The 14,840-nt window shown below is 69.0% G+C and carries 10 protein-coding genes and 1 pseudogene; 1 reads left to right on the top strand and 10 read right to left on the bottom strand.

Translation table 11 applies throughout. The features are described 5' to 3' along the window. Positions 1-28 precede the first annotated feature (28 nt). A pseudogene (locus AC6LKG_RS18695) lies at positions 29-283 on the top strand (phosphonate monoester hydrolase); the annotation flags it as partial. Positions 284-349: 66 nt separating this feature from the next. Here AC6LKG_RS18695 and AC6LKG_RS18690 read toward each other — a convergent pair. The 10 genes from AC6LKG_RS18690 to AC6LKG_RS18645 form a co-directional block, all read right to left on the bottom strand. Further along, on the bottom strand, positions 350-2,044 hold the full coding sequence (locus tag AC6LKG_RS18690; protein ID WP_498166738.1) for an AMP-binding protein: 1,695 nt from the start codon (positions 2,042-2,044) through the stop codon (positions 350-352). A 2-nt stretch (positions 2,045-2,046) separates the two neighbouring features. Further along, on the bottom strand, positions 2,047-2,643 hold the full coding sequence (locus AC6LKG_RS18685) for a chalcone isomerase family protein (protein ID WP_498166736.1): 597 nt from the start codon (positions 2,641-2,643) through the stop codon (positions 2,047-2,049). Beyond that, positions 2,604-3,152, bottom strand: a complete 549-nt coding sequence (locus AC6LKG_RS18680; protein ID WP_498166734.1) for a DUF4442 domain-containing protein — start codon at positions 3,150-3,152, stop codon at positions 2,604-2,606. The genes AC6LKG_RS18685 and AC6LKG_RS18680 overlap by 40 nt, the downstream gene beginning before the upstream one ends. 13 nt (positions 3,153-3,165) lie before the next feature. After that, positions 3,166-4,365, bottom strand: a complete 1,200-nt coding sequence (locus AC6LKG_RS18675; RefSeq protein WP_498166731.1) for an acetyl-CoA C-acyltransferase — start codon at positions 4,363-4,365, stop codon at positions 3,166-3,168. Positions 4,366-4,495: 130 nt separating this feature from the next. Further along, positions 4,496-6,886, bottom strand: coding sequence for a 3-hydroxyacyl-CoA dehydrogenase NAD-binding domain-containing protein (locus AC6LKG_RS18670; RefSeq protein ID WP_498166729.1), 2,391 nt, complete (start codon positions 6,884-6,886; stop codon positions 4,496-4,498). Positions 6,887-6,946: 60 nt separating this feature from the next. After that, positions 6,947-8,257, bottom strand: a complete 1,311-nt coding sequence (locus AC6LKG_RS18665; protein ID WP_498166726.1) for an OmpP1/FadL family transporter — start codon at positions 8,255-8,257, stop codon at positions 6,947-6,949. A gap of 107 nt (positions 8,258-8,364) precedes the next feature. Beyond that, positions 8,365-10,314, bottom strand: coding sequence for a 3-hydroxyacyl-CoA dehydrogenase NAD-binding domain-containing protein (locus AC6LKG_RS18660; protein ID WP_498166723.1), 1,950 nt, complete (start codon positions 10,312-10,314; stop codon positions 8,365-8,367). Further along, complete coding sequence (locus tag AC6LKG_RS18655) at positions 10,314-11,603, bottom strand: acetyl-CoA C-acetyltransferase (protein ID WP_498166720.1); 1,290 nt, start codon at positions 11,601-11,603, stop codon at positions 10,314-10,316. Before AC6LKG_RS18655 ends, AC6LKG_RS18660 begins: the two co-directional genes overlap by 1 nt. 25 nt (positions 11,604-11,628) lie before the next feature. Further along, the gene (locus tag AC6LKG_RS18650) at positions 11,629-13,977 is read right to left on the bottom strand and encodes an acyl-CoA dehydrogenase (protein WP_498166717.1); all 2,349 of its coding nucleotides are present in this window, start codon (positions 13,975-13,977) and stop codon (positions 11,629-11,631) included. A 59-nt stretch (positions 13,978-14,036) separates the two neighbouring features. Beyond that, the gene (locus AC6LKG_RS18645; RefSeq protein ID WP_498166715.1) at positions 14,037-14,711 is read right to left on the bottom strand and encodes a TetR/AcrR family transcriptional regulator; all 675 of its coding nucleotides are present in this window, start codon (positions 14,709-14,711) and stop codon (positions 14,037-14,039) included. Positions 14,712-14,840: the final 129 nt, after the last annotated feature.

Below are 14,840 nucleotides of genomic sequence, written 5' to 3'. Positions count from 1 at the left end.
CCACGACTGATAAGAATGAGAGACAGGGTCGGTGCGCACCGCGCGCTGGCGCTACGTCTACTGGCTGGACGAGCCCGAGCAGCTATACGACCTGCAGGCCGATCCCGACGAATTCCAGGACCTGGGCACCAGCATCGCGCACGCGCCGGTGCGGGCGCAACTGCGCGAGCGCCTGCTCGATTGGATGCTGCGCGGCAAGCACCGCACCACCATGAGCGACGCGGCGATCGAACAGGGGACCAATGCGCACAAGCGCGCCGGGGTGTTCTTCGGGCAGTGGTGAGGCAGGCGGACCCGGCGGGCGGCCGATTGCCGGGCCGTGCCAGGCGCCTGCCACGGCGAGCAGGCCCTAGGCGCCCGTCGTGTCCCGCCGCGGCGCGCAGGCGGCGGCCGGCTTGAGTTCGCGCCGCAGGATCTTGCCGACGTTGGTGCGCGGCAGGTCGTCGCGGAACTCGACGTAGCGCGGTACCTTGTAGCCGGTGAGCTGGGTGCGGCAATGCGCGATCAGCGTTTCGGCGTCCAGGTTGGGATCCTTGCGGATCACGTACAGCTTGACCGCTTCGCCCGAGCGTTCATCGGGCACGCCGATGGCGGCCACCTCGCGCACGCCCGGATGCAGCGCCGCCGCGTCCTCGACCTCGTTGGGATAGACGTTGAAGCCGGACACCAGGATCATGTCCTTCTTGCGGTCGACCAGGAAGACGTAGCCGGCCTCGTCGACATAGCCGATGTCGCCGGTGCGCAGGTAGCCGTCGGGCGTCATCACCAGCGCGGTCTCGTCGGGCCGGTTCCAGTAGCCCTGCGTCACCTGCGGGCCGCGCACGCAGATTTCGCCGCGTTCGCCCACGCCCAGCTCGCGCCCGTCGTCGGCGCGGATCGACAGGTCGGTCGATGGCACCGGCAGGCCGATCGAGCCGGTGAAGACCTGCACGTCGAGCGGATTGATGGTCACCGCCGGCGAGGTCTCGGTCAGGCCGTAGGCCTGCGCCAGCGAGCGGCCGGTGACGGCCAGCCAGCGTTCGGCCACGGCGCGCTGCACCGCCATGCCGCCGCCCATGGTCAGCCGCAGGCGCGAGAAATCCAGTCTGGCGAAGTCCGGGTGATTGAGCAGGGCGTTGAACAAGGTGTTGACGCCGGTGAAGGCGCTGAACGGCACCTTGGCCATTTCCTTGATCAGCCCGCCAATGTCGCGCGGGTTGATGATCAGCAGGCTGCTGGCGCCGATCTTCATGAAGGCCAGGCAGTTCGCCGTGAGCGCGAAGATATGGTAAAGCGGCAGCGCCGTGACGATGCATTCCTCGCCTTCCTTGACCAGCGGCTTGATCCAGGCGTGGGCCTGGGTCACGTTGGCGGCCAGGTTGCCGTGGGTCAGCATGGCGGCCTTGGCCACGCCGGTGGTGCCGCCGGTGTATTGCAGGCAGGCCAGGTCGTCCTGGGTCAGGGCGACCTCGTTGAACGGCAGGTCGCGCCCTTCCCGCAACGCCGCGCCCAGGCGGATGGCGGAGGGAATCGACCAGGCCGGCACCATGCGCTTGACCCGCCGCACCACGAAGTCGACCAGGCGGCCCTTGAGCGGGCCGAGCAGTTCACCGATCGAGGTCACCAGCACTTTCTCGAGCGGGGTGTCGGGCAGCGCCTTTTGCAGCGTGGCGGCGAAGTTGTCGGCCACCACGATGGCGCGCGCGCCGGAGTCGGCCAGTTGGTGCGCCAGTTCGTGCGCGGTGTAGAGCGGATTGCAGTTGACCACGGTGCAGCCGGCGCGCAGGGTGCCGAACAGGCACACCGGGTACTGCAGCAGGTTGGGCATCATCAGCGCCACGCGATCCCCCTTGCGCAGGCCGTTGGCGTGCAGCCAGGCGGCGAAGTCGCGCGTCAGGCGGTCGAGTTCGGCATAGGTCATGGTCTTGCCCATGCTGATGTACGCGGTCTTGTCCGCGAACCGCCGGCAACTTTCCCGGGCGATCGAGACCAGCGTGGTGGCGCGGTCCAGTTCGATGTCGGTGGGCACGCCCGGGGGATAGCTTTTTTGCCAGATGCGTTCCATCTTCAAGGGGCTCCCAACAGGGCTTTTTTCAGGGAGGTTTGCGCCGGATCATCGCCCAGCCAGACCCGCAGCAGCGCGCGGCCGAAGGCTGGGTCGTCGATGCGTCCGCGCTGCTTGCCGTTATCGGTGATCGTCACGCCACGGGCGTCGAAGTCCAGGTCGATCATGTCGCCTTCGCGCGCCGAGCCGATCTCGGCCATCAGCGCCGACAGGCGCGCGGCGGACGGCTGCAGGGCGGCGAGTTCCTGTCTGGAGGTGTTGTCGCGCAGTCCCTCCTGCAGTGCCGCGTCCAGGCTCTTGCTGTCGACATCGCGCAGGAGTTGCAGCCGCAGGCGGCGCGGCTCGTTGCTGTCGATCAGGGTCGCGGCGTCGTGGGTCCTGGCGCCGGCATACAACGCCGCCACGTAAACCTTGACCACGAACTTGGTGCGCAGGCCGGCGCCGTTGAGCACCAGCGCCTGGCCGCCTTCGGACAATTGCGCGGGGACGCGCACGCCGGCCACTTCCATGTCGGCGGCCCGTGCCGGGGCGGCCGCCAGGCAGGCGGCCAGGATCAGGCTCAGGGCGGCGGCGCGCCCTCCGGGGATGATGTCACGCATGAGTCTCCTCCAGTCGTTTTCTGCTTGTAGTACTTCTTGTCGGCGATGTAGATCGTGCGTTCCACGACGGCATAGACGACGCCATCCTTGTCCTTCAATTCCACCGAGTATGTCCGGGTGGTCTCGTGGTCGCGCGCCAGGATGGCGCGGATGTCCGCGATTTCTCCCGGCGGCAGCCGGAAGTCCACATACAGCGTGGTGTAGGCGGGCTTGCGGTAGCGGATCGACGCCGCCTTGTCCCACACGATGTGGTCCGCGCCCAGCGCGGCCATCAGCATGGTGGGGTGGGCGCCGTCGGTCACCGCGAACAGCGAGCCGCCGTACATGGAGCCTACGATGTTGCGCGTGCGCCGCAGGAACGGCAGCTTGATGCGGATGTGCTGGAAATCCGGCGACACGTGCAGCACCCGGCCGCCGGTGGCGCGGAACGCCGGGTGCAGGTTGAATCCCACCCGCATCAGGCGCGCGCGCCAGGCCGGCGACAGGCGTTTGAACCAATAGGGCTTCACCGCAATGCCCTGGCTACATGGCCTCGAACAGGCCGGCGGCGCCCATGCCGGTGCCGATGCACATCGTCACCATGCCGTACTTGCCGCCGGTGCGGCGCAGGCCATGCAGCAGCGTGGCAGTGCGGATTGCGCCGGTCGCGCCCAGCGGATGGCCCAGCGCGATGGCGCCGCCCAGCGGGTTGATCTTGGCCGGATCGAGCTTGAGTTCGCGGATCACCGCCAGCGATTGCGCGGCGAAGGCCTCGTTCAGTTCGATCCAGTCCAGGTCGTCCTGGGCGATGCCGGCGCGCGCCAGCACCTTGGGGATGGCGGCCATGGGACCGATGCCCATGATCTCCGGCGGCACGCCGGCCACCGAGTAGCTGACGAAGCGGGCCAGCGGGCTGAGGTTGAACTCGCGCAGCACGCGCTCGGACACCAGCACCACCGCGGCGGCGCCATCCGACATCTGCGAGCTGTTGCCGGCGGTGACGCTGCCGCGCGCGGCGAACACGGGCTTGAGCCGCGCCAGCCCCTCGGCGCTGCTGTCGGGGCGCGGGCCTTCATCGACTTCGACCAGGCGCCGGGTTTCGCGCACATCGCCCTTGGACCCGCCGGGCAGGCGCGTCACCACCTCGAACGGCGTGGTCTCGGCGCGGAAGTGGCCGGCGGCGATGGCGGCGTTGGCCTTCTGTTGCGAAGCGAGCGCGAAGGCGTCCTGGTCTTCGCGCGACACCTTCCATTGCTCGGCCACTTTCTCGCCGGTCAGGCCCATGCCGAAGGCCATGCCGATGTTCTCGGGGTGCGAGAATATGGCCGGGTTGAGCGAGACCTTGTTGCCCATGATCTGCGGCATCGCGCTCATGGACTCGGTGCCCGAGCCGATCATGATGTCGACCTCGCCGCTGCGGATGCGCGCGGCGGCGTCGGCCACGGCCTGCAGGCCCGAGGCGCAGAAGCGGTTGACGGTGACGCCTGCCACGCTTTGCGGCAAGCCGGCCAGCAGCAGGCCGATGCGCGCCACGTTCATGCCCTGCTCGGCTTCCGGCATGGCGCAGCCGGTGATGACGTCGTCGATGCGCGCCGGATCCAGCCACGGCGTCTGCTTCAACACGCCCCGCAGCGCCGCCGCCAGCATGTCGTCGGGCCGGGTGGTGGCATAGACCCCGTTGCGCTTGCCCACCGGCAACCGCGTCGCCGCAACGATGTAAGCCTCTTGAATCTGCTTGCTCATATCATTTCCTCGTATCCATAACAGTCACCCTAAGTCCATCACGATTTCCCACTGGCGGGGCCGCGCGGATCCGGCTTCGCCGGTCCGCCGCCGGCGCCCCTGGGGGTAGCGCCGCAGGCGCTTCGGGGCATCAATTTCGCAATGGCTTGCCGGTGTCGAGGGTATGGCGGATGCGGGCTTGCGTTTCCGGTGTTCGCAGCAGCGCCACGAACTCCTTGCGTTCCACCGCCAGCAGCCATTCCTCGTCGACCTTGGCGCCGGTCTCGACCTCGCCTCCGCACAGCGCCACCGCGGCGCTGCGGGCCACGCGGTAGTCGTGGGCGCTGATCATGCCGCCCTCGCGCATGTTGACCAGCACCATCTCGAAGTTGGCGATGCCGTTGCGGCCGGCCACCGGCACGCCCTGCAGGCGCGGCGGCGGCACGTAGCCGGCGGTGGCGGCGGCGCGCGCCTGGCCGATGGCCACGAACAGCAGTTCGCCCGGATGGAACAGCACGATGTCTTGCTCGCGCGCAAAGCCCAGGTCCATGGCCTCGATCGCGCTCTTGGCGACCCGCGCCATGGCGATGGTCTGGAACACCGGCTGCAGGAACGGGAATACTTCGCCAGGCGTGGCGGTCTTGGCCGCCAGCGCCGCGGCGCGGCCGGCGAATTCCTTGCTGCCGCCGCCGGCCGGGATCAGGCCGACGCCGGCCTCGACCAGGCCGATGTAGCTTTCCAGCGCCAGCACGCGGTGCGAGGCGTGCATCAGGAATTCGCAGCCGCCGCCCAGCGCCATGCCCTCCACGGCCGCCACAGTGGGGATCTGCGCGTACTTGAAGGCCTGCGAGGTGCGCTGGAATTTCTCGACGGTGGCTTCCAGCATGTCCCACTGGCCGGCGGCGCAGGCTTCGGATACCTGCTGCAAATTGGCGCCCACGGCGAACGGCGCGTCATGCCAGATCACCAGGCCGTCGAACTCGCGCTCGGCACGGGCCACGGCCTGCAGGATGCCTTCCAGCACCTCCGCGCCCAGCGTGTGGTTCTTGGACGTGACGGAAAGAATGGCGATGCCGGCGTCGACCTCGGGCAGGTTCCACAGGCGCACGCCTTCGTTTTCCCAGACCGTGGTGCCGCGGTCGTCGGCGCCTTCGCCGAACACGCGCTCGGGGAACAACTGGCGCTGGTACACCGGCAGGGTCGAGCGCGGATGCAGCGTGCCGCTGCGCGCGGAATACGAGCCGGCCGGCGTGTGCACGCCCTGGCGGTCGGGTTCCAGTGCCCAGGCCGGCAGTGGCGCGTCGCTCATGGCGCGGCCGGCGGCGATGTCTTCGGCCACGGCGCGGGCGATGGCCTGCCAGCCGGCGGCCTGCCAGGTCTCGAACGGGCCCTGGGCCCAGCCGAAGCCCCAGCGCATGGCCAGGTCCAGGTCGCGGGCGTTGTCGGCCACCTGGCCGAGCTGCACCGCGCTGTAGTGGAAGATGTCGCGGAACAGGCTCCACAGGAACTGGGCCTGCGGATGGTCGCTGGCGCGCAGGGCGGCGAAGCGCTTGGCCGGATCGCGTTCTTTCAGCAGCGCGGCGACCTCGTCGGCCAGCTTGCCGGCGCTGGGACGGTAGTCCTGGGCCTGCAGGTCCAGCACCTGGATCTCGCGGCCGGCCTTGCGGTAGACGCCGGCGCCGCTTTTCTGGCCCAGCGCGCCCTTGGCGATCAGGGCCGACAGCCAGGCGGGCAGCGTGAAATAACGGTGCCAGGGATCGTCCGGCAGGTTCTCGTCCATGGTGCCGACCACATGGGCCAGCGTGTCCAGGCCGACCACGTCGGCGGTGCGGTAGGTGGCGCTCTTGGGGCGGCCGATCTTCGGGCCGGTGAGGGCGTCGACCTCGTCGAAGCCCAGGCCCAGGCGTTGGGTGTGGTGCATGGCCGCCAGGATCGAGAACACGCCGATGCGGTTCGCCACGAAGTTGGGCGTGTCGAGCGCGCGGATCACGCCCTTGCCCAGGGCGGAGGTGAGCCAGGTTTCAAGCTGGTCCAGCACCGGCGCCTGGGTGTGCGAGGTGGCGATGATTTCCACCAGGCGCATGTAGCGCGGCGGATTGAAGAAATGGATGCCGCAGAAGCGGTCGCGCAGCGCGGCCGGCAGGGCGTTGGCCAGCGCGTCGATCGACAGGCCGGAGGTATTGGAGGCGATGATGGCGCCGGGCGCGACGTGCGGCGCGATGCGCTCGTACAGCGCGGTCTTCCAGTCCATGCGCTCGGCGATGGCCTCGATGATCAGGTCGCAGCCGCGCAACTGTTCGATATGGTCGTCGTAGTTGGCCGGGGTGATCAGGGCCAGGCGGGCAGGGCTGGCCAGCGGCGCGGGCTCGAGCTTCTTCAGGCCGGCCAGCGCTTTCTTGACGATGCCGTTGCGCTCGCCGTCGGGCGCCGCGAGGTCGAACAGCGTGACGGGCACGCCGGCATTGGCCAGGTGGGCGGCGATCTGCGCGCCCATGACGCCGGCACCCAGCACGGCGACGTGTTTGACGACGAACTTGCTCAAGGAAGTCTCCTGAAAATGCGGGCGGAAGGCGGGGCCGGCCTGCCCTCCGCCCCGGCAGGGCTAGAAGCGGGACGACAGTTGCAGGCCGAAGATGTGGCCGCTGCTGTCATAGGTGCCCGCGACGCGGCCCTTGGTCAGCGCATTGCCGGATGTGGTGTCGATGTCCGTCTTGCGCAGGTACAGGTAGGTATACCCTACATCGAGCGTGGTGCTCTTGGTGGCCTGCCATTGCACGCCCGTCGAGAACCAGTAGCGGTCGTTGTCGGGCAGCGAGGTGGGACGGTCCTCGGCCTTGTGGACCGGCGACTGGTCATAGGCCAGGCCGAACTTCCACTTCCAGTCGGGCGCGAACTTGTAGGTGGTGCCCACGGCGATGCGCCAGGTGTCGCGGAAGTTCAGCGGCAGGTCGTCATCGCGCGCGCCGGCGCCGGAGTTGCGGATCTTCAGGTCGGGGATGCTGCTCCAGCCGGTCCAGGAGATATCGCCCAGCAGTTCCCACTTCTCGTTGAGCTGGTGGGTGGCGCTCAGGATCAGGGTGTCGGGCAGGTCGACCGAGGCCTTGGCGTCGAACGAGACCGACTGGCCGGTCGGGCCGATGTTGTCGATGTCGGTGTCGCCCTTGGCGGTGTGCTTGATCTTGGAGCGGTACGACAGGCCGATGCGGGTGTCTTCGGTGGGTTGCAGCATGAAGCCCACGTTCCAGCCCCAGGCATCGCCCTTCAGGTTGAGGTCGGCATCGCCGTTGGTGATGAAGGTGCCGCCGCCGGGCAGCGCCACGGGCACCACGGTCTTCTTCTTGTAGTTGGCGTCGATGTGCTGCCAGTTCACGCCGAAACCCATCGAGAACTTGTCGTTGACCTTGTAGGCGATCGAGGGATTGATGTTGATCGTCTTGATCTCGAACTTGTTCGAGTGGTATTGGCCGGCCCAGCCGTCGTCGTATTCGGTCATGAGGCCGAACGGCGCGCCGATGCCCAGGCCGATGAACCACTGGTCGCTCAGTTGCCACGAGCCGTACAGGTTGGGCACGACGCCCAGGTTGCCGGCGTCGCCGCCGTCGCCGCCGGTGGGACGGGTGCCGCCCAGCGCCGTCGGGTTGCGGGTGTTGCCGTTGTCCGAGAACTTGAACGAGGGCTTGATCAGGTTGACGCCGCCAGAGACATTGATGCCGGGCAGGTAGGTCATGCCCGCCGGGTTGTAGTAGATGATGCTGGCGTTTTCCGGATTTGCCGCCGAGCCCGCGTAGGCGTTGCCCAGGCCGCTGGCATTCTGCTCAAGGAGCTGAAAGCCGGCGCCATGGGCGGCGCTGGTGGCGCCCAGGCCGACCACAATGGCGGACAGGGTGCTCAGGGACAATGAACGTCTGCTCATGGTACTGCCTCCTCATGTTGGATAGGTATGTCTCTATGGCACTGCCGGTCTCGTCGTCCCGGTCTATCCGGCTCAAGGAAATCCAGGCCGGTTTGTCTGTGATTGCGTCAGGGAGATACGCCCTGGGTACTGCGACTGCGTTGGTAATGCAGGGGCCCGCCCGTGAACGGCGCGAACCCGGTTCCGAAAATCACGCCGGCGTCGGCCAGGTCGGCGTCGGCCACCACGCCGGCCTCGACCCGCTCGCGGGTGGCGTCGATCAAAGGCTGGATCAGGCGCTCGGCCAAGCCGGCCGGCGCGGGCGCGCCGCCCTGGCCGTCCTTGACCGGTTTGCCATCGCGCCAGGTGTAGAAGCCGCGGCCGCTTTTCTTGCCCAGGTCGCCGCGAGCCAGCTTCTCGGCCAGGCAGCGCGGCGGCTCGGCGCCGCCAGCCAGTTCCTGGCCCGCCGCGCGGGCGATGTCCAGGCCAACCGTGTCGGCCAGTTCAAGCGGGCCCATCGGCATGCCGAACGCCACCATCGCCGCATCCACGGCGGCGGGCGATAGACCGTCGTCGATCTTTCGGATGGCCTGAAGCATATACGGTGCCAGCACCGCATTGACCAGGAACCCCGGGGCACTACGCACCGGTAGGGCCAATTTTCCGACCTGTCCTACGAATGCGCTGGCGCGCGCGAGCGTTTCCGCGCCGGTGCCGTCCGCATGCACGACCTCCACCAGCGGCATCTTGGCCACGGGGTTGAAGAAGTGGATGCCGATCAGCCGTTCGGGGCGGGCCAGCCCGGCGCTCAGCGTTTCCAGCGACAGGCTGGACGTGTTGGTGGCCAGCAGGGCGTCGGCCTTCATGCGCGGCTCCAGCGATTGATACAACCCGCGCTTGGCCTCGGGGTTCTCGCTGATGGCCTCGATCACCACGTCGGCCAGCGGCACGCCGCCGCCGGCGGGATCGGGCACCAGCCGGTCGAAGGCGGCGCGGGCCGCGCGGCGGTCCTTCAGGCGGCGCGAGAACAGCGTCGCGGCGCGCTTGATGGCGGGCGCGATGCGGCTCATGTCCTGGTCCTGCAGGGTCACGGTCAGGCCCTTGAGCGCGCACCAGGCGGCGATGTCGCCGCCCATCACGCCGGCGCCGACCACGTGCACGTGGCGCACCGGCGCGATGCCGGGCTGGCGGCCGTTGGCCTTCAGGCGTTCCTGCAGCCGGAACACGCGCAGCAGGTTGCGGGCCGTGTCCGAGGCGATGATGGCGTCGATCAGCGCCGGCGCCTGCAGGGCGTTGCCGCCGTGCTTTTCCCAGATGTCGATGATGGCCGGCGCCGCCGGGTAGTGGCCCAGCGGGTCCTTGGCGGCGACCTGCTTGCGGGCGCGGTTGGCGGCCACCGCCTTGAGCGGCCAGCGGTTCAGCCAGGCGCCCAGGCCGCGCGCGCGGCGCGGCGGCTTGCGCGACAGCACCATGCCGCGCGCCGCCGCCTGCAGCAGGCGGGTCGGCACGCGCGCATCGACCAGGCCCAACGCGGCCGCGCGGCGCGCGTCGGCGCCGCGTCCGGTCAGCATCATGTCGAGCGCGGCCGGCGCGCCGATCACGGCGGGCAGGCGCAGCATGCCGCCCCAGCCCGGGAAGATGCCCAGCATCACTTCGGGCAGGGCCAGCGAGGCGCCGGGGGCGTCCTCGACCAGGCGGTAGCGGCAGGCCAGCGCAAGTTCCAGGCCGCCGCCCAGGCAGTGGCCCTGGATCAGCGCCAGCGTCGGGTAGCGCACCGCCGCCAGGCGGTTGAACAGGTTCCAGCCGCGCGCCACCAGGGCGCGGCCTTGTTCGGGGGTGTTCAGTTCGGCGAATTCATTGACGTCGGCGCCGACGATGAAGCCGGTGGCCTTGCCCGAGCGGATCACCAGGCCCTTGGGCGGCTGCGCGTCGAGCGCGTCCAGCACGGTGGCCAGTTCGGTCATGGTGTCGGCCGACAGCGCGTTGACGGCGCTGCCGGCGCGGTCGAACGTCAGCCACGCCAGGCCGTCGGCGTCGCGCTCCAGGCGCCAGTGCGAGAGCGTCTCCAGCGCGTTCATTAGCGGTTCTCCAAGGTTTCGACCAGCATGGCGCCACCGAGGCCGCCGCCGATGCAGATGGCGGCCATGCCGCGGCGCGCGCCGCGACGCTTGAGTGCGTCCAGCAGGTGCAGCACGATGCGGGCGCCCGAGGCGCCCACCGGATGGCCGATGGCGATGGCGCCGCCGTCCACGTTCAGGCGCGCCGGATCGAGCGCGCCCCAGGCGGGCGTGCCGAAGTGTTCCTGGCAGTAGGCCTCGTCCTGCCAGGCCGCCAGGCAGCCGAGCACCTGGGCGGCGAAGGCCTCGTTGATCTCCCACAAGTCCAGGTCATTGAGGCCGAGTCCGTGGCGTTGCAGGATCGGGGTGGCGGCATGCACCGGTCCCAGGCCCATCATGGCCGGATCGAGGCCGGCCCACTGGCTGTCGACGATGCGGCCCAGCGGCCGCAGGTTCCAGCGTTGCACCGCTTCTTCGGAAGCCAGCACCAGCATCGCGGCGCCATCGGTGACCTGCGAGCTGTTGCCGGCGGTGATGTTGCCCCAGGGCTTGTCGAACACCGGCTTGAGCCTGGCCAGTTTTTCGGGGGTGGAGTCTTCGCGCACGCCGTCGTCGTCGGGGTACAGCTTGCCCTGGGCGTCGATAAGCGGCGTGATCTCGGCGAAGGCGCCGTTAGCGCGCCCGGCCAGGGCCCGCGCGTGGCTTTGCGCCGAATAGGCGTCCATGGCCTGGCGGCTGATGCCGAAGCGGGTGGCGACGTTCTCGGCGGTCTGGCCCATCGACAGGCCGACCACCGGGTCGGTCAGGCCCTTGAGCAGGCCGATGACCGGCGCCAGATGGCGCGGGCGCAGGCGGCCCAGCGTGGCGAGTTTGGCGCCCAGGCCACGGGCCGCGTACCAACTGGCCAGCCAGCGCACCATGCCGTCCGAGAACAGCACAGGCGCATGCGACAGGGCATCGGTGCCGCCGGCCAGCACCAACTGCGAGCGGCCGGTCTGGATGTTGGCGATGGCGGAATCCAGCGCCTGCATGCCCGAGGCGCAGTTGCGCATCACGGTCCAGCCGGGCACCTTGTCGCCGCAGCCCAGGCGCAGCGCGATCACGCGGCCGATGTTGACCTCGTCGGCCGACGGCGCGGCGCAGCCGACGATGACTTCGTCCAGGTCGGTGGGGGCGTAGGGCTGGCGCAGCAGCAGGCCGCGACCGGCCTGCACCGCCAGGTCGCCGGCCGTGAACGGGCCGGGGCCCGAACGCGCCTTCAGGAACGGGGTGCGGGCGCCGTCGACCACATATACCGGTTTGAATGCCATCCGATCTCCTTTGTGCGGGCGGGCCTCAGGCGGCCTTGCGTTCAGGCGCCGGCTTGAGCGCGCCCGTGATGCCGAAGTCAAAGGGGAAATCATCCACTTTCACCACGGCGTCGCGCAAGGCATTGCGGCGCTTGACCACCGCATATTCTTCGGCGGTGATGCCGCCGGCCGCATACGCGGCGTCGGCCAGGTCGCGCACGTTGGCCTGCGGGTTGCCGTCGAGCGCGCCGCTTTTCTCGAATTCGCGGACCTTCGATTCGATCGGCTCGGCCTCGAGCGTGGCGGCCAATGCCTGCTCGATCGCGCCGACCGGTTCGTCGGCGCTGGCCGGCAGGTGGCAGCCGGCGGTCAGGCGGTCGCGCGTCGCGCCCGGGTTGATGAGCAGCCGCGCCACGTCCTGGCCCAACTGGTCGGACGGCAGCGACTGCGGCCGGCCCCAGGGGAAGACGATGCGGCGCAGGCTCCACGCCACCACGCGGTTGGGATAGTTTTCCAGCACGCCGTCGATGGCGTCCTGCAGGCGGAACAGCGCGTCCTGCACCGACCAGTGCACCAGCGGCGCGTCGGCGTCCTGGCGGCCTTCGTCCTCGAAGCGCTTGAGCGCGGCGCTGGCCAGGTACATCTGCGACAGGATATCGCCCAGGCGCGCCGACAGGCGTTCGCGGCGCTTGAGGCTGCCGCCCAGCACCAGCATCGAGGTGTCGGCCAGCAGCGCAAAGGCGGCCGAATAGCGGCTCAGCAACTGGTAGTAGCGCTTCATTTCGGGCGCGACGTCGGCGTCGATGCCGATGAAGCGTCCGCCGGTCAGGGCGGCGCCCAGCGCGCGCAGCTTGTTGCGCGCGACAAAGCCGACATGCCCCCAGAAGGCCTGGTCGAAATCGATCAGGCCCTGCCTGCGGTCCGGCGACTGCGCCGCGCGCATCTCGGCCAGCACGTAGGGATGGCAGCGGATCGCGCCCTGGCCAAAGATGATCAGGCTGCGGGTCAGGATGTTGGCGCCTTCCACGGTGATGCCGATGGGGATCTGCTGGTAGGCGCGGCCCAGGAAGTTGGACGGCCCCAGACAGATGCCCTTGCCGCCGATCACGTCCATGCCGTCGTTGACGACCTGGCGCGCGCGCTCGGTGACGTGGTATTTGACGATGGCCGACACCACCGAGGGCTTTTCGCCCAGGTCGACCGCGCCGGCGGTCATGCTGCGGGCGGCGTCCATCATGTAGGTGTGGGCGCCGATGCGGGCCAGCGCTTCCTCGACCCCTTCGAACTTGCCGACCGGGGTGCGGAACTGGCTGCGCACGCGGGCGTAGCCGCCGACGGCGCGCGCGGTCAGCTTGGACATGCCGGTGTTGGACGATGGCAGCGAGATCGAGCGGCCGGCCGCCAGGCATTCCATCAGCATGCGCCAGCCCTGGCCGGCCATGGCCGGGCCGCCGATGATGAAGTCCAGCGGCATGAAGACGTCGTGGCCGCGGGTCGGGCCGTTCATGAACATGGCGTTCAGCGGGAAGTGGCGGCGGCCGGTGTCCACGCCCGGGTGGTCGTGCGGCACCAGCGCGCAGGTGATGCCCAGGTCCTTCTTGCCGCCAAGCAGTCCGTCCGGGTCGTACAGGCGGAAGGCCAGGCCCAGCAGCGTGCAGACCGGCGCCAGCGTGATGTAGCGCTTGTCCCAACTGACGCGCATGCCGATCACTTCGCGGCCCTGCCATTCGCCCTTGCAGACGATGCCGCTGTCGGGGATGGCGGCGGCGTCGGAACCAGCCCACGGGCTGGTCAGCGCGAAGGCCGGCACTTCCTCGCCGCGCGCCAGGCGCGGCAGGTAGTGGTTCTTCTGTTCCTCGGTGCCGTAGTGCAACAGCAGTTCGGCCGGGCCGAGCGAGTTGGGCACCATCACCGACACCGCCAGCGCCGACGAGCGCGTCGACAGCTTGGTCACGATTTCGGAATGGGCGTAGGCCGAGAACGCCAGGCCGCCGTATTCCTTGGGGATGATCATGCCCAGGAAGCCGCTGCGCTTGAGGTAGTCCCAGACCTCGGCGGGCAGGTCGAAGCGTTCCTGTGTGATGTTCCAGTCGTTGACCATGCGGCAGGCCTCTTCGGCCTGGTGGTCCAGGAAGTGCTGTTCCTCGTCGGTCAGGCGCGGGCGCGGATAGGCCAGCATGCGCTTCCAGTCGGGGCGGCCGCGGAACAGCTCGCCTTCCCACCAGACCGTGCCGGCTTCCAGGGCGTCGCGCTCGGTGTCCGACATCTGCGGCAGCACCTTGCGGTAGAGATTGAAGATCGGCGCCGACAGCACGGCCCGCCTGAGCGGGCGCACGCCCAGCAGGACGACGGCCAGCAGCGCGATGACGACCAGCGCGACGATGACTGCGTTCATTTCCTAGCCTCCTTTTCTCGAATTCTCTGGAACCGCCGCGCCGCGCCGACCCTGGGGACCTAGGTGGCGGGATGCTGCGGCAGCGGAGCGCGCAGGCCGCCGAGCAGGAAGCTCATCAGGCGGGGCAGCAGCAGCTCGGGGTTGTCGGGTTGCTCGGACTCGTCCAGCGTCCAGCCGGTCACCGAGCGCAGCAGGTCGGTGCCGATGATGGCGTAGGAGGTGGCGCCGAGCATGAACTGGAAACGCCATACGATTTCGGCGCGCGGCACGTCGGGCAGGGCGGCGAACAAGGCATTGCGGTAGCGCTCGAGCACGTCGGCGTATTCCTCGGCGAACAGCGCGCGGATGAAGCCGGCCGGGTCGGTCATGGTGCGTTCGAGCAGCGGCAGGAACGTGCTGCCGGCCTGCTCGGGATCGGCCGCCAGCCGCAACAGCGTGCCGAAAAAGGCGTCGACGATCTGCGACGGCTTGAGCGGCTTGCCCTGGGCCTGGGCCTCGAGTTCGTCGAGCAGGCGCAGCCGTTCGCGATTCAGGACTTCCAGGCGCCGCTTGAGCACCGCCTGCACCAGCGATTCCTTGGAACCGAAGTGATAGTTGACCGAGGCCAGGTTGACGCCTGCCGCGCCGGTGATCTGGCGCATGGAGGTGCCGTCGTGGCCCTGTTGCGCAAACAGGGCTTCGGCGGTGTCCAGGATCGATTCGCGGGTGCTGGAGGATCTGCTGAGTTCTTGCATTCGGTTGAAATCAAACGTTCGTTTGAAAGCAGTATGCGCGTCATGGTGCGCGCAGGCGATAGTGGTTATCCCTAGCCGGTGCACATGAATCCCGAGACTGTCCGGACGAGCCCTTCGTTCCTTCGCATG

The organism is Achromobacter sp. 46006, assembly GCF_059761975.1.
This window is presented reverse-complemented; position numbering and strand designations above follow the sequence as displayed.

Bases quoted from the DNA above. Each gene is read 5' to 3' on its own strand.
- AC6LKG_RS18690 (WP_498166738.1), bottom strand. From the start codon at position 2,044: ATGGAACGCATCTGGCAAAAAAGCTATCCCCCGGGCGTGCCCACCGAC.
- AC6LKG_RS18685 (WP_498166736.1), bottom strand. From the start codon at position 2,643: ATGCGTGACATCATCCCCGGAGGGCGCGCCGCCGCCCTGAGCCTGATC.
- AC6LKG_RS18655 (WP_498166720.1), bottom strand. From the start codon at position 11,603: ATGGCATTCAAACCGGTATATGTGGTCGACGGCGCCCGCACCCCGTTC.
- AC6LKG_RS18645 (WP_498166715.1), bottom strand. From the start codon at position 14,711: ATGCAAGAACTCAGCAGATCCTCCAGCACCCGCGAATCGATCCTGGAC.
- AC6LKG_RS18650 (WP_498166717.1), bottom strand. From the start codon at position 13,977: ATGAACGCAGTCATCGTCGCGCTGGTCGTCATCGCGCTGCTGGCCGTC.
- AC6LKG_RS18660 (WP_498166723.1), bottom strand. From the start codon at position 10,314: ATGAACGCGCTGGAGACGCTCTCGCACTGGCGCCTGGAGCGCGACGCC.
- AC6LKG_RS18665 (WP_498166726.1), bottom strand. From the start codon at position 8,257: ATGAGCAGACGTTCATTGTCCCTGAGCACCCTGTCCGCCATTGTGGTC.
- AC6LKG_RS18675 (WP_498166731.1), bottom strand. From the start codon at position 4,365: ATGAGCAAGCAGATTCAAGAGGCTTACATCGTTGCGGCGACGCGGTTG.